The sequence below is a fragment of the Janthinobacterium silvisoli genome (assembly GCF_014200725.1).
Taxonomy (GTDB): domain Bacteria; phylum Pseudomonadota; class Gammaproteobacteria; order Burkholderiales; family Burkholderiaceae_D; genus Janthinobacterium.
Genome location: NZ_JACHCL010000001.1, coordinates 1228451 through 1242360, shown reverse-complemented (window position 1 = coordinate 1242360; position 13910 = coordinate 1228451). Strand labels below are relative to the sequence as shown.

Below are 13910 nucleotides of genomic sequence, written 5' to 3'. Positions count from 1 at the left end.
CAGGGGCGGCACTTTACTCTGCTGTGTTCAGCGCCGCCGGCTCCATCTCTCCACTGACTTCCTGCAAGCCGCGTGCCAGGCTGGAAATGCTGGGGTTGTCGATAAATACGCAGCGCTTGCCCGTGCGCTTGCAATAGTCCTTCACCCTCCAGTAGGCGCTGTGGCTGATGCAGCCGGTCTGGCAAATCACCAGGTCGGCCGCCGCCAGGCTGGAATCGAGCATATTGGCATTGTCTTCCAGGCCGCCATCGTGGTGGGCGAACTGGCCGCCGACCCGCTCGATCAGCGCGCGGTAGGTGGCCACGTTGCCGCTGCGCCCACCCACGCACAGCACGCTTTGATCGACCAGGCGGATCGGCATCTTGAGCTTGCCGCCGCTCTGCGCTTCCAGCTTCGGCGCCGGTGGCGGTGCGACGGGCATGGTACGCGGTTGCGCCTGTTTCAATTCGCTGATTTGCTGGCGCAATTCCTTTTCACGTTCATCCATCTGCGCCAGCCGTTCGACCAGGCGGGTGCGTGCTTCCAGTTCCGGTACGATGGCTTGCAATTGTGCCAGTTCGGCACGCAAACTATCGATCACGCTATCTTTGCCGATGGTTTCGGCACGCGCGCGCAGCAGCAGCGCTTCCTGGCGTTCCAGGTCGCCCGTCTTTTCTTGCAGCAGGGCGTGGCTGCGTTGTTGCAGCTTGGCCAGTTCGTGCGTCAGGCGCGCGTTTTCTTCCTGCAAGGCTGTGAATTTGCCCATGTCGGCGCGCACGCAGGCGCCGGCCTGGTGCTGGATCATGTGCAAGTCCCGGCACATCTGCTCTTCCAGTTCCGCATCGCAGCGCGGATGCGTCAAGCCTGCCCAGAAGGCGCCGGCCACATCGCCATTGGCCACGGCCGCGCGCCATAATTGCGCCACCTGTTCCGTGGTCTTGGCGCCGCGAAAACGCAGGATCACGGGCGCGTAACGGCGTTCCAGTTCTTTTTGCAACGCTTCCGACAAACGGTTGCGCACGCCGCATTCCGTCACGGCGCCCACATGCACTTCGTAATCGTCGGCTAGCACGCGGCCGCCCGTCATCTTGCCGACCAGCTTGCGCAGGTAGCCGAGTGGCAAGCCGACGCCAACCAGCGGGCAGTGGCAGGTATGCGACAGTTCCCACAGCCGTCGCCGGCGCGAAGCGAGCGCGGCCTTTTCGGCCTCGCCGCTGGAACAATTGCTGATGACGGGCAGGGACTTGTCTTTGTCACACATGGCGGTATCCTGTTAGGCGTAGGGGGAGCGGAAGAATTATTGCGGCAGGGAAGCGGCCGGACGCTTGCTGCCGACCATGCGGCCCAGGCGTTCGATGAAGGTGGTTTTCGGCTGCGTGGGCAGATTCAGGGCGACCAGCGTGGCCCATTGCTGCGACAGTTGCTGGCAAGTCGCTTGCAGCACGGGCGCCAGGTCGGGCAGGCTGGACAGGACTTGCAAATGGCGTTCGATCACCGACGCCAGTTTCGGGCAGGCACTGTTGGCATGATAATGCGACATCAGGTGTAATACGGCTGACAGCATCAATTCAGGCTGTTGCCCGGTTGCGCCGGCAGACATCGAAGAGTTACGGTCGATCGCCATCAAACACTCCTGTGCGGTGGTTTGGCTGGCTGGCGCGCACGCGGCGCGCGACTGGCTGGCGCGGTGATGCCTGCTGCTGCGTAATGCTCAGGCAGCTCAGGCAGTCAGGATCAGCTTATTCAATTGGGTGACGCGCAGGCGATAAATCTTGCCGCTGTGTTCGATTTCTACTTCACGTCCCTGCTGCAGCAGCGCTTCGCTGGTGATGCGGCGCGCCGGTTGCGCCATGCTGACAGGCGGACGAGCGTGAACGGAAGGTGCATCCTGGGCCAAGGCGGGTTTTGAAGTGTGCATTTTGACTTTCTTTTATCTCAGTTGAGAATGATTCGTATTTGCATTATTGTTGAATGTGGCCCGAAAAGCAAGCCCTATTTACGCGAAATTAGGCATTTAGTTGGGCTTTTTTGAGAGGGGATTGCTGCCTGGTCAATTCAGATGGCGAAATGCCATGCGGTGGCAGGGAAAGTGCAAGGGGAGGTGGGAATGGGGGGGGTATAGCGATGGGCTGCAGGCAAAAAAGACCCGGCGGGGCGGCAAGCGCTCCGGCCGGGTCAAGCCTGTGTCTGGCTTGCTGTTAATTTTTAAGGGGTTAAACCGTCGCCAGCAGTTGTGCGGCATCCGTTTCGGCTTCTGCCTTGGCGGCAGCCTGCGTGTCGGCCTTCAGTTTGGCGGCAGCCAGTTGCTTGGCGCGCGAGCGCGATGGCGGCAGACGGCGCAGGGTTTTCAGCGCATCGGGATCCTTGATGCCGATGGTGCGCTGGTCTACCGTGATCAAGCCGATTTCATTGAAGGCGGACAGGGTGCGGCTGACTGTTTCCAGAGTCAGGCCCAGGTAGCTGCCGATTTCGTGACGCGTCATGCGCAGGTTGAACAGCTTGCTGGAGTAGCCCATTTGCGCGAAGCGGTCGGCCAGCGAGACGAGGAAACGGGCCACGCGCGCTTCGGCGCTGAGGGCGCCCAGCATGCCGATCATCGCCTGTTCGCGCACCAGTTCGCGGCTCATCACGCCGTACATGACATTTTCCAGTTCCAGGTGGACGCGGCCCAGCGCTGTCAGTTTCTTGAACGGCAGCAGGATCAGGTCGCAGTCGGACAAGGCCACCGCTTCCGATGAATAATGGCGCGAATGGATGCCGTCTACGCCCAGCATATCGCCTTTCATGGGAAAGCTCAGTACCTGCTCATTGCCGAATTCGTCGATCAGCACGGTTTTCAAAAAGCCCGAATTGACGATGTACAGGGTATCGAATGGCTGGCCGATGGTGTGGATGCGCTGCCCGGTTTTGAACTGTACATGCTGGAATAGCAGTTCGTCCGCGGCAATGGTGCAGGCGTTGGAGATGTGCAGCAGGTCGCATACTTCCTTCAGGTTTGACCATAAGCGCCCCTGGCGCTGGCGCCCGGCTTCCATCGAAGGTGACGGCGCTGGTGACGAGGCCGGACGGTTTTCAGACGTTTGCGTGGACAGCATGTTCATCTCCTGGTGGCAGGTAATTCAGATGTGTATAACGAAATGCACAGAAATGGCGCCCGGCCCATGGACCGGTGGCGTTGGTTCTGGCGTGTATTGCTCAATTCGCTGAAGACTTGCGGTGTGATGTCATAACTTTCCAGCAACTTGATGACTGGTTTCAGTATGCCAACAACCGTATAAAATTAATATCAGCAGTGGCTGAATATGGCAGTAGGAGCTACGGCAGTGTCTGTAGGATTGTTCCTACTGCGCAGGGATGCGGGGAGGATGGCGACAGGAGGCGGCGCGAACGTTCAAGTCTTGAACGGTAACAGCAAGCGGTGGGCAACGGCGTATTGCACCATTTCCGACAGGGAACTCATGCCCATCTTTTGCATGATGCGCGTCTTGTGCGTGCTGACCGTCTTGACGCTCAAATGCAGGTTGTTGGCGATTTCCGTGATCGACTTGCCTGAGACCAGCAGCGAGAAGACTTCGAATTCGCGGTCCGACAGCTGTTTGTGCAGCAGGCTTTCATTGGGCATCATGATGTTGAGCACCAGTTGTTCCGCCACTTCGGCGCTGATGTAGGGACGGCCCGAGGCCACCTTGTGGATCGCGCCGACCAGCTGGGTGCCGGCGCTTTCCTTGGTCAGGTAGCCTTGTGCGCCAGCGCGGATGGCGCGCACGGCGTATTGTTCCTCTTCATGCATGGTCAGGATCAGGATGGCCAGCTTGGGTGCTTCGCTGCGGATCTGGCGTATCAGGTCGACCCCGCTGCGCCCTGGCATCGACAGGTCGAGCAGCAACAGGTCGAAGCCGCCCTGGCGCACGTGGTTCAGCACTTCAAAGCCGTCAATGGCTTCGCCCACGATATCGATATCGGGCGCGCCGTCGAGTATGCGCTTCAAACCCTCGCGCATGATGGTGTGGTCGTCGGCAATCACAATACGTATCATAGGCCTGCAGTCTTTGCTGGCCGTCAGGAACTGGCCAATTGTTAAAAAGAGATGTTAAAAAATCAGAAAGCTTGTCATATTAGCTGAAAAATGGCGCCCACCCGTGTTTCAACCGTGCGCCACTCTTTCCTATGACCTGCTATGAGGCCGGCGGTTCCTTGATCAGCCTATGCACCAGCACTGGCAGCGTCGAATGCGATAAGACCTTGTTGGTGACACTACCCAGCAAGAGCTGGCCCCAGCCGCTGCGGCCGTGGGAGCCCATGAAAATCAGGTCGCAATCTTGCAGTTGGGCCACCTCGACGATCTTCAGGGCAGGGCTGTCAGAGAAGGTCGTCAATCCCGTTGCGTGCAGGCCCCGCTTCGCTGCCGCATCTAGCACGGCTTGCCAGTGGCCGGCGCCGGCCTTGCGCATGGCGATGCGGTATTCCTCTTCGCTGGGATAGCTCGGTGGAATGATTTCGATATACACGGGGTATTGATACTCGGGCGCTACATACAGGGCGAGGATGTCGGCCTGCATCTGCTCGGCAAAGGCTACGCCGGCGCAGGCGGTCAGGTTGGAGACGGCTGAACCGTCGGTGGCGATCAGAATTTTCTTATACATGGCAGCTCCTTGGTGTATGGACCGGCGCGCGCAGCAGGTCTTATTGTAGACGTGGCTGCAGCATTGTTTTCATGTAAAGACTTGATAATTGTCAACACTCTTGCACCTTCAGTATAGACAACATTGGCAAGAGGATCGCTTTTGTGTGTGGGAAGGGAAGGGGATTTCTTGCCTGGGCATGTTCTTGTCCGCAGGCCAATGGTAGTATTTCAAAATACAACAGTGGGAACACTTATTTCCGTGAGGAAAAGCAATTGTAGGTCCGCTTTATAGTGGGAAGCGCGTTTTGAGATTTACCAATAGGGCAACGCCCTGCTACACTCGCACCATCGCAGCGGTATTGCCTCAAATCATCTTAATCGAGAAATTGTGGGTATCAGTCTGTAAAACGCACAGTTCAGGCGGAATTTTGACAAATTATGGAGAAGCAGGGATATGACCAACGCCGCTGATGATTTCGATGCCTTATTCGATGAAGTATCTGCGCAACGCGCGGCCGCGCCCGCGCCTGCCACGGCCGCCACACCAGTGCCCGCCGAGATAGCGGACGACGATTTTGAAGCCTTGTTTGACTCGGTATCGGCCAGCGTCGCTGCACCGGCAGCGGCGCCGGCCCCGGCGGTGGAAGCAGCCGCCGACGTTTCAGCCGAGCCGGCCACTGAAGCACCGGCAGCCGATCCGGTCGACAAATCCGACCAGCCCATGTTTGAACGCCTCGGTGGCATCGTGCGCCTGCTGCACGACTCCTTGCGCGAACTGGGTTACGACAAGGCATTGACAGAAGCGTCGTCGCAGATCGTCGATGCACAAGACCGCCTGGAATACGTGGCTACCTTGACTGAACAGGCCGCCAACAAGGTGTTGAACACCCTGGATGAAGGCATGCCGGCGCAGGACGTGCTGTCGAAAAAGGCCAAGGACATGGACAGCCGCTGGACGGCGCTGTTCGATGGCAAGCTGAGCCTGGAGGAATTCAAGGCCCTGGCCGGCGATACGCGCCAGTTCACGCAAGCCGTGTCGGTTGCCACGGAAGCGGAAAAAGCGCGCTTGCTGGAAATCATGATGGCCCAGGACTTCCAGGACATCACGGGCCAGCTGATCAAAAAAGTGGTGAACATTACCAAGACGGTGGAAAACGAACTGGCCCAGCTGCTGCGCGACAATGCGCCAGCCGAAGTGCGCGAAAAGCTGGCGCAAAAACCGGCCGTACCGCTGATGCAGGGCCCGTCGGTGCCCTCCGTGGCGCTGGACCAGAATAATGTTGACGACCTTCTTGCCGATTTGGGATTCTAATGGACGATATGCTCAAGGATTTCGTCGTCGAGGCGATGGATCTTGCAGTTAATGTTGAAGAGCACCTATTGCGTCTCGAGCGCGATCCTGACAACAAGGAAACGCTCAATGCAGTGTTTCGTTCTTTTCACACGATCAAGGGCGGCGCCGGCTTCATGGGCTTGCCCGCGCTGGTGGCGGCCTGCCACCTGACGGAAAATCTGTTTGATGCCTTGCGCACGGGTGCCGCGCCCGTCACGCCGCTGGCCATCGAGGCGGCGCTGCAGGCGTCCGGTTTCGTGGCCGACCAGCTGACGGAACTGGCCAATGGCGCCGCGCCGGAATCCTTGCCGGCCATGCCGCAGGAACTGGAACATATCCTGACGAACGCCATCGAAGGCAAGGATGCGCCTGCTGCACCTACTGCTGCCCCTGTTGTCATCGAGGTGGTGGCCGAAACGGTGGCAGCCGCACCGCTTGCCGCCACGCCAGTCGTCGGTGAAGACGGCCTGGACTGGACCGGCATGTATAACGCCGTGGTGCCGGAAGGCAGCAAGCTTGCCGCCTCACCGGTTGCTACTGTGGCGGCAACGCCTGCGGCCGCACCGGTCGCTACTGCCGCGCCTGCCACTGCTACCGCCGCTGCCAAGCCGGCTGCCAAAAACTGGGATGGCGTGGACCGCCGCGAAGGCGCCGATGTGCGCCATGCCGCGCCCGTCAAGGAAGACAGCATCCGCGTCGACGCAGTCAAGCTCGACGCCTTGCTGGAAGTGGCCGGCGAATCGGTGCAGGCCGCTAACCAGGCTGCCGTGCTGCTGGAGCGCTTGCTGCAATTCAAATTCGAAGGCCCGGCTGCCAGCTTGATGGCGACCCTGGCCGAAACGCTGGAACGCGCCTCGCGCTACTCGACCGAGTTGCAGCGCGCTACGCTGGCCACACGCATGCAGCCGGTGGGGCGCCTGTTTCAGAAATTCCCGCGCCTGGTGCGCGAGCTGGCCAAAGACCTGGGCAAGGATGTCGAGCTGACGATCGAAGGTGCTGAAACGGAAGTCGACCGCGTGGTAGTCGACAGCCTGTACGATCCGCTGGTGCACATGCTGCGCAACTCGCTGGACCATGGCGTGGAATCGCCGGAAGACCGCCTGGCGGCGGGCAAGCCTGCCAAGTCGTATATTTCGCTGAAAGCATGGCAGGAAGCCAATAGCGTCATGATCGTGCTGCAAGATGATGGCAAAGGCATGGACCCGGTCTTCCTGCGCAGCAAGGCGCAGCAAAAAGGCTTGATCAGCGAAAACGCGCAGTTGAGCAACGACGAATGCTTCCAGCTGGTCTTCCTGCCAGGTTTCTCGACCAAGGAAGTCGCTTCCAGCGTTTCCGGCCGTGGCGTAGGCATGGACGTGGTCAAAACCGCCGTGGAAAAAAACCGTGGCGCCATCCACATCGAATCGGCGCTGGGCCATGGCACCAAGTTTGCCATCCGCCTGCCGATCGAACTGTCGATCGTGCCGACCATGCTGGTGTCCACCTCGGGCGCCGCGCTGGCGCTGCCGATGGCCGTGGTGCAGCGTGTGGTTGAATTGCCGGAAACCTTCATGGAAGTGGGCGGCGCGCCGGTCCTGAAAGACCAGGGCCGTCCATTGCCGGTACGTTCGCTGGCGGGCGCTTTGGGCTACGAATCGTGCAGCGAGCGCGTCGGCATCGTGGTGGCCGCACCGCAACCGTATATTCTTGCTGTGGAAGCCGTCGATGGTACGGCCGACCTGGTGATCAAGCCGATGACGGCCATTACCGTGGAAGGCATTACCGGCACGGCCCGCTCGGCTGAAGGAGAACTGGTGCTGGTGGTAGGCCTGTCGTTCCTGATGGATGGTTGCAGGGGAACTGTGCGCCTCGCTGCCTAAGCCTCGCCTTACTCCCGACAAAACCCGCTACGCGTAGCGGGTTTTTTTATTGCCGAATCAAATACCGGCTGGCCGTAGGCTGCCACCTTCCAGCCAGCGTTGCACGCGCACGATTTCCTGCGCGCGGGCCGCGTCATCCTTGGGCGGCGGCAAGTAGATATCCGGCATGATGCCGCCCAGGTCCACTTGCAGGGTGGGCAGGCGGGCCGAGCGCGAGGTGGCGTATTGCAACTGGCGCACTCCCGAAGGCAGGGCGTGCAGGCGCAGGTTGGAATAATCGAGCGCGCCATAACTGTTGCGGCCGACCAGTTTGACATGGAAACTTTGCCGTGCCGCCAGCAGGAATTCTTCGCAGGAACTGGCGCACGCCTTATCGATCAATACGGCCACGCGTGCAGGCTGGTGTAACTCTGGCGGGCTCAAGCGTGTATAGCTGATCACGCCACCATCGTTCTGTGGCGCATAGTCGCCCGGCTTGACGGTACGCATCTGCGCCACGGCCTGGACGGAAAAGGCGGCGCAGTTCTGGTCGCCCGGGGCCAGCAAGGGGCAGACCTTTTCCTGTCCATCGATATTGGCTGGCGTGGATAGCCATTCGGCGCCCATGTTGAGCATTTCCCCCGAACTGATCCATTGCAGCAGGGGTGCATACGTGGCGTCGCTGCCGCCGCCATTGCTGCGCACATCCAGGATCCAGTTCGAATGCGAGGCCAGCGTGGTCTGGTGCGTGTCGAGCAGGGTGGCCATGGCGGTGCGGTAGCGGCCGTGGAAGCTGGGCAGTGTCAATAATAAAGTTGTCTCTGACAATACTTGCAAGGACGGTTCCTTGGACGGCGCGGCTTGACCCGCAACGGCGGGCTGGGCCGGGGAGGGCTTGGCGACGTCTTGCGCGCTGCCCGGCTTGACATGCAAATGGCCCTTGCGCCACATGCCCACATAGTTTTCCAGGATGGCATCGCAGGCTTTGCTGTCCGCTGCGCCAGCCGCCGCCGTGGTGGCCGTGGCCAGCGCCAGGTCAAAATAAGCCTGGCCTTTTTGCGCCAGGTGCTGGCGTGCACCCGTGTCGTTTTCCAGCAGGAAGGACGGAATGGCGCGCAAGTCTTGCACGCAGATTTCTCCGGGCGTGGCGGCTGCCGCCTGGCCGCCGGCTGCCATCAGGGCGGCCAGCGCGAAAAAGCTCGATTTCATCAATCATCCCCGACTGTATGTGTAGCGCGAGCGAATGCGCGCGCTATTGTTTTTGTCGAAACACGATACACGAAAGAGGAATGAAGAACACATAATTTCTTGCTCCGCAGACATTCCTTCGGGCGCAGGGCAGCTGATGCATCGGCCATGCCAGTAAAAGGGATATTTCAGCAATTTTTAGCTCATATCAATTGCACCCTCCGAACTTTGTATCGCCAATCCTACGGTTTTGCCTGTTTCGGTTCTGTATTGCGCAAAATATGGCATAATCATTGCCGATCCTTTGGATCTGTATGACTGATTACTTATTAGCGCTTACGCATTAGTGCTTACTTACACAGGCTGTGGCAACGCTGCATAAATCATGATGAAGACGCTTTACGACAAACTTTGGGAATCCCACGTTGTGCGGGCCGACGATGATGGCACGACAATCCTGTACATCGACCGGCACTTGCTGCACGAAGTCACCAGCCCGCAAGCTTTCGACGGCCTACGCGCAGCGAACCGCCAGCCGTGGCGTTTGTCCGCCAACCTGGCCGTGGCCGACCATAACGTGCCGACCACCAGCCGTACCGATGGCATCGCAGATCCGGTTTCGCGATTGCAGGTAGAAACCCTGGACAAGAATGCCAAGAATTATGGTTTGACGTACTTCAACATGAACGACAAGCGCCAGGGCATCGTGCACGTGATCGGCCCCGAGCAGGGCGCGACCTTGCCCGGCATGACCGTGGTGTGCGGCGATTCGCATACGTCCACCCATGGCGCATTCGGCGCCTTGGCGCATGGTATCGGCACGTCCGAAGTGGAACATGTGCTGGCCACGCAAACCCTGTTGCAAAAGAAATCCAAATCCATGCTGGTGCAGGTCGATGGCGCGCTGCCTGCTGGCGTGACGGCGAAAGACGTCGTGCTGGCCATCATCGGCAAGATCGGCACGGCCGGCGGCACCGGCTACTGTATCGAGTTCGGCGGTTCGACCATCCGCTCGCTGTCGATGGAAGGCCGCATGACGGTCTGTAACATGGCGATCGAAGCGGGCGCGCGCGCCGGCATCATCGGCGTTGACGACACCACCATCAATTACGTCAAGGGCCGTCCATTTTCGCCAGCCGGTCCGCACTGGGAGCGCGCCGTGACTTACTGGCGCACCCTGCATTCGGACCCGGGCGCCCGTTTCGACCTGGTGGTGACCTTGAATGCCGCCGAGATCGTGCCGCAGGTGACCTGGGGCACTTCGCCCGAAATGGTGACCGGCGTCAATGGCCGCGTGCCTGATCCCGACCAGGAAAAAGACGCCGTGCGCCGCGACGCGATTGAAAAGGCGCTGGTCTACATGGCCTTGAAACCGAATACGCCGATTTCCGACATCCGCATCGACAAGGTGTTTATCGGTTCCTGCACCAATTCGCGTATCGAAGACTTGCGCGCGGCCGCCGCCGTGGTGCGTGGCAAATACCGCGCCTCGAACGTGACCCTGGCGCTGGTGGTGCCCGGTTCCGGCCTGGTCAAGGACCAGGCTGAACGCGAAGGCCTGGACCGCATCTTCAAGGATGCCGGTTTCGAATGGCGCGAACCGGGCTGTTCCATGTGCCTGGCGATGAATGCCGACCGGCTGGAGCCGGGCGAACGCTGCGCGTCGACCTCGAACCGCAACTTCGAAGGCCGGCAAGGGCAGGGCGGCCGCACTCACCTTGTGTCGCCTGCCATGGCGGCCGCGGCAGGTATTGCAGGCCACTTTGTGGATGTGCGGGCACTGCGATGAATGCAGGGCTGGACGCTGCTCGATTACACTAGCGGTTTCAGCCCCTCATTTTATTTCTAAAACGTACACATCATGAAAAAACTCTTCGCCCTCACCATCGCCGCCATCATCTTGACCGGCTGCAACACCGTTTCCGGTTTCGGCCGCGATGTGCAGAAAGTCGGCCAGGTCGTCACCGGCGCCGGCGGAAAATAAACCGTGACGGCGGGCGCGCTGCGCCGCCGTCTTACCGAGTAGAAATAGCATGGATAAATTTACGATTTACGAAGGCCTGGTGGCCCCGCTGGACCGCGCCAACGTCGATACCGACGCCATCATTCCAAAGCAATTCCTGAAATCGATCCACCGTAGCGGTTTCGGCCCCAATCTGTTCGACGAATGGCGCTATCTGGACCACGGCGAACCGGGCCAGGACAATAGCCGCCGTCCGCTGAACCCGGACTTCGTGTTGAACGAACAGCGTTACCAGGGCGCCTCGATCTTGCTGACGCGCAAGAACTTCGGTTGCGGTTCCTCGCGCGAACATGCGCCGTGGGCGCTCGATCAATATGGTTTCCGCGCCATCATTGCGCCGTCGTTCGCCGATATTTTCTTCAATAATTGCTACAAGAATGGCTTGCTGCCGATCGTGCTGTCGGAAGCACAAGTCGACTATCTGTTCAATGAGGTGAAAGCTTTCCCTGGCTACAAACTGGTGGTGGACCTGGAACAGCAGTGCGTGGCGACCAGCAATGGTTCCGTGTCGTATCCATTCCAGATCGATGCTTTCCGCAAATATTGCCTGATGAATGGACTCGACGATATCGGCCTGACCCTGCGTCACGCCGACGATATCCGCGCCTTTGAAGAGCGCCATTTGCATAGCCAACCGTGGCTGGCCAACGTTATCTAAAAGATTAAATCCATGAAAATTGCAATTTTGCCCGGCGACGGGATTGGTCCTGAAATCGTCGCCCAAGCCGTCAAGGTCTTGAATGTGCTCGGCGAATCGTTCGAACTGGAAAGCGCACCGGTCGGCGGCGCCGGTTATGCGGCCCATGGCCACCCTTTGCCGGAAGCGACTTTGGCCCTGGCCAAGGCAGCCGACGCCGTGCTGTTTGGCGCGGTAGGTGATTATCAGTACGACAACCTGGAGCGCCAGTTCCGCCCGGAGCAAGCCATTTTGGGCTTGCGCAAGAACCTGGGCCTGTTCGCCAACCTGCGTCCGGCGATCCTGTATCCGGAACTGGCCGGTGCTTCCACTTTGAAACCGGAAGTGGTGTCTGGCCTGGATATCCTGATCATCCGCGAATTGACGGGCGACATTTATTTCGGCCAGCCACGCGGCGTGCGCGAGTGCCCGGACGGTCCGTTCAAGGGCCAGCGCGAAGGTTTTGACACCATGCGCTATGCGGAAGGCGAAATCCGCCGCATCGCCCACGTGGCTTTCCAGGCGGCGCAAAAGCGCGACAAGCGCCTGACCAGCGTGGACAAGGCCAATGTGCTGGAAACCTTCCAGTTCTGGAAAGACATCGTTATCGATGTGCACAAGGAATATCCGGATGTCGCACTCGATCATATGTATGTCGACAATGCCGCGATGCAACTGGTACGGGCGCCGAAGAAATTCGACGTCATGGTGACGGGCAATATGTTCGGCGACATCCTGTCGGACGCGGCGGCCATGCTGACCGGTTCGATCGGCATGCTGCCATCGGCTTCGCTGGACGCCAACAACAAGGGCTTGTATGAGCCATCGCATGGTTCGGCGCCCGATATCGCGGGCAAGGGCATTGCCAATCCGCTGGCGACGATCTTGTCGGCGGCCATGATGTTGCGCTATTCACTCAATCGCGCAGAGCAGGCAGACCGCATCGAGACAGCGGTGAAAAAAGTGCTGGCGCAAGGCTTGCGCACGGCCGATATCCACGAAGCGGGTACGACTTTGGTCGGTACCGAGGCCATGGGCGATGCGGTTGTGAAAGCATTGGGATAAAATAATTCAATGACGGCAGTGGCCGTCTCATCTTGAGGAATGGTAATGAAATTAGTTGGCTTGGTAGGTTGGCGCGGTATGGTCGGTTCGGTCCTGATGCAGCGCATGCAGGAAGAGGGCGATTTCGCCCACATCGAACCGGTGTTTTTCACCACTTCGAACACGGGCGGCGCAGCGCCGGCCATGGCGAAGAATGAAACCATCCTGAAAGATGCGAACAGCATCGCCGAACTGTCCAAGTGCGACATCATTATTTCATGCCAGGGCGGCGACTACACCAGTGCCGTTTTCCCGCAGCTGCGCGCAGCGGGCTGGGACGGCTACTGGATCGATGCGGCCTCGACCTTGCGCATGGAAAAAGACGCCGTCATCGTGCTCGATCCGGTCAACCTGCACGTGATCAAGGATGCGCTGGGCAAGGGCGTCAAAAACTATATTGGCGGCAACTGCACCGTCTCGTGCATGATGATGGGCCTGGGCGGCCTGTTCCAGCATGATCTGATCGACTGGATGACCTCGATGACTTACCAGGCGGCATCGGGCGGCGGCGCGCAGCATATGCGCGAGTTGCTGACGCAGTTTGGCACCATCAACAGCTCCGTCAAGGCGCTGCTGGAAAACCCGGCCTCGGCCATCCTGGAAATCGACCGCCAGGTGCTGGCCACCCAGCACGGCTACTCGCCAGACGAAATCAAGCAGTTCGGCGCGCCGCTGGCTGGCAATCTGATACCGTGGATCGACAAGGACCTGGGCAATGGCCAATCCAAGGAAGAATGGAAAGCCGGCGCGGAAACCAACAAGATCCTGGGCCGCGGCATCGATTTTGGTACGAAAGAAATCCCGGTCGATGGCCTGTGCGTGCGTATCGGCGCCATGCGCTGCCACTCGCAGGCATTGACCATCAAGCTGAAGAAAGACGTGCCGCTCGATGAAATCAACGACATCATCGCGAGCAACAATCAATGGGTAAAATTCGTGCCGAACACGCGCGAAGCGTCTGTACGCGACCTGTCGCCAGCGGCCGTCACGGGCAGCCTGACGATCCCGGTAGGCCGTGTGCGCAAGATGAGCATGGGCGGCGAATACCTGTCCGCGTTCACCGTGGGCGACCAGTTGCTGTGGGGCGCGGCTGAGCCATTGCGCCGCATGCTGCGAATTCTTTTAGATGCGTAAGTAGCGACGAA

Annotated in this window: 14 protein-coding genes; 7 read left to right on the top strand and 7 right to left on the bottom strand. The window is 59.6% G+C overall.

Annotated features, from left to right (window positions below):
- Positions 1 to 13: 13 nt before the first annotated feature.
- The 6 genes from HDE75_RS05590 to HDE75_RS05565 form a co-directional block, all read right to left on the bottom strand.
- Entirely contained in the window at positions 14 to 1240 is a 1227-nt protein-coding gene (locus HDE75_RS05590; RefSeq protein ID WP_183675847.1) for a DUF2325 domain-containing protein, read from the bottom strand.
- A gap of 36 nt (positions 1241 to 1276) precedes the next feature.
- Complete coding sequence (locus HDE75_RS05585; protein ID WP_183675848.1) at positions 1277 to 1603, bottom strand: hypothetical protein; 327 nt, start codon at positions 1601 to 1603, stop codon at positions 1277 to 1279.
- A 96-nt stretch (positions 1604 to 1699) separates the two neighbouring features.
- Positions 1700 to 1897 (bottom strand): hemin uptake protein HemP, encoded by a 198-nt coding sequence (gene hemP, locus HDE75_RS05580; RefSeq protein WP_183675849.1) that lies wholly within the window; start codon positions 1895 to 1897, stop codon positions 1700 to 1702.
- A 295-nt stretch (positions 1898 to 2192) separates the two neighbouring features.
- A complete protein-coding gene (locus HDE75_RS05575; protein WP_183676621.1) occupies positions 2193 to 3014 on the bottom strand; it encodes a Crp/Fnr family transcriptional regulator in 822 nt (273 codons plus the stop codon).
- A gap of 356 nt (positions 3015 to 3370) precedes the next feature.
- Positions 3371 to 4015, bottom strand: coding sequence for a response regulator (locus tag HDE75_RS05570; RefSeq protein WP_183675850.1), 645 nt, complete (start codon positions 4013 to 4015; stop codon positions 3371 to 3373).
- Positions 4016 to 4154: 139 nt separating this feature from the next.
- Entirely contained in the window at positions 4155 to 4622 is a 468-nt protein-coding gene (locus tag HDE75_RS05565) for a universal stress protein (protein WP_183675851.1), read from the bottom strand.
- A gap of 435 nt (positions 4623 to 5057) precedes the next feature.
- Here HDE75_RS05565 and HDE75_RS05560 point away from each other — a divergent pair, with 435 nt between their 5' ends.
- Together HDE75_RS05560 and HDE75_RS05555 are read left to right on the top strand one after the other, a co-directional pair.
- On the top strand, positions 5058 to 5915 hold the full coding sequence (locus tag HDE75_RS05560) for a protein phosphatase CheZ (RefSeq protein WP_183675852.1): 858 nt from the start codon (positions 5058 to 5060) through the stop codon (positions 5913 to 5915).
- On the top strand, positions 5915 to 7795 hold the full coding sequence (locus tag HDE75_RS05555; protein WP_183675853.1) for a chemotaxis protein CheA: 1881 nt from the start codon (positions 5915 to 5917) through the stop codon (positions 7793 to 7795). The genes HDE75_RS05560 and HDE75_RS05555 overlap by 1 nt, the downstream gene beginning before the upstream one ends.
- 57 nt (positions 7796 to 7852) lie before the next feature.
- Here HDE75_RS05555 and HDE75_RS05550 read toward each other — a convergent pair whose 3' ends face one another.
- Positions 7853 to 8983, bottom strand: a complete 1131-nt coding sequence (locus HDE75_RS05550; RefSeq protein ID WP_183675854.1) for a S41 family peptidase — start codon at positions 8981 to 8983, stop codon at positions 7853 to 7855.
- A gap of 364 nt (positions 8984 to 9347) precedes the next feature.
- Between HDE75_RS05550 and leuC the strand changes: the two genes are divergently transcribed.
- The 5 genes from leuC to asd all read left to right on the top strand — a co-directional run bounded on the left by leuC (position 9348) and on the right by asd (position 13899).
- Positions 9348 to 10751, top strand: coding sequence for a 3-isopropylmalate dehydratase large subunit (gene leuC, locus HDE75_RS05545; RefSeq protein WP_183675855.1), 1404 nt, complete (start codon positions 9348 to 9350; stop codon positions 10749 to 10751).
- A gap of 72 nt (positions 10752 to 10823) precedes the next feature.
- Complete coding sequence (locus HDE75_RS05540) at positions 10824 to 10946, top strand: entericidin A/B family lipoprotein (RefSeq protein ID WP_183675856.1); 123 nt, start codon at positions 10824 to 10826, stop codon at positions 10944 to 10946.
- A 49-nt stretch (positions 10947 to 10995) separates the two neighbouring features.
- Complete coding sequence (gene leuD, locus HDE75_RS05535; RefSeq protein WP_183675857.1) at positions 10996 to 11643, top strand: 3-isopropylmalate dehydratase small subunit; 648 nt, start codon at positions 10996 to 10998, stop codon at positions 11641 to 11643.
- Between the two features lie 12 nt (positions 11644 to 11655).
- Positions 11656 to 12726 carry a 3-isopropylmalate dehydrogenase gene (gene leuB, locus HDE75_RS05530; RefSeq protein WP_183675858.1) on the top strand — a complete coding sequence of 357 codons (1071 nt, stop codon included), beginning with the start codon at positions 11656 to 11658 and terminating at the stop codon, positions 12724 to 12726.
- Between the two features lie 45 nt (positions 12727 to 12771).
- Positions 12772 to 13899 (top strand): aspartate-semialdehyde dehydrogenase, encoded by a 1128-nt coding sequence (gene asd, locus HDE75_RS05525; protein ID WP_183675859.1) that lies wholly within the window; start codon positions 12772 to 12774, stop codon positions 13897 to 13899.
- The last annotated feature ends 11 nt before the right edge of the window (positions 13900 to 13910 follow it).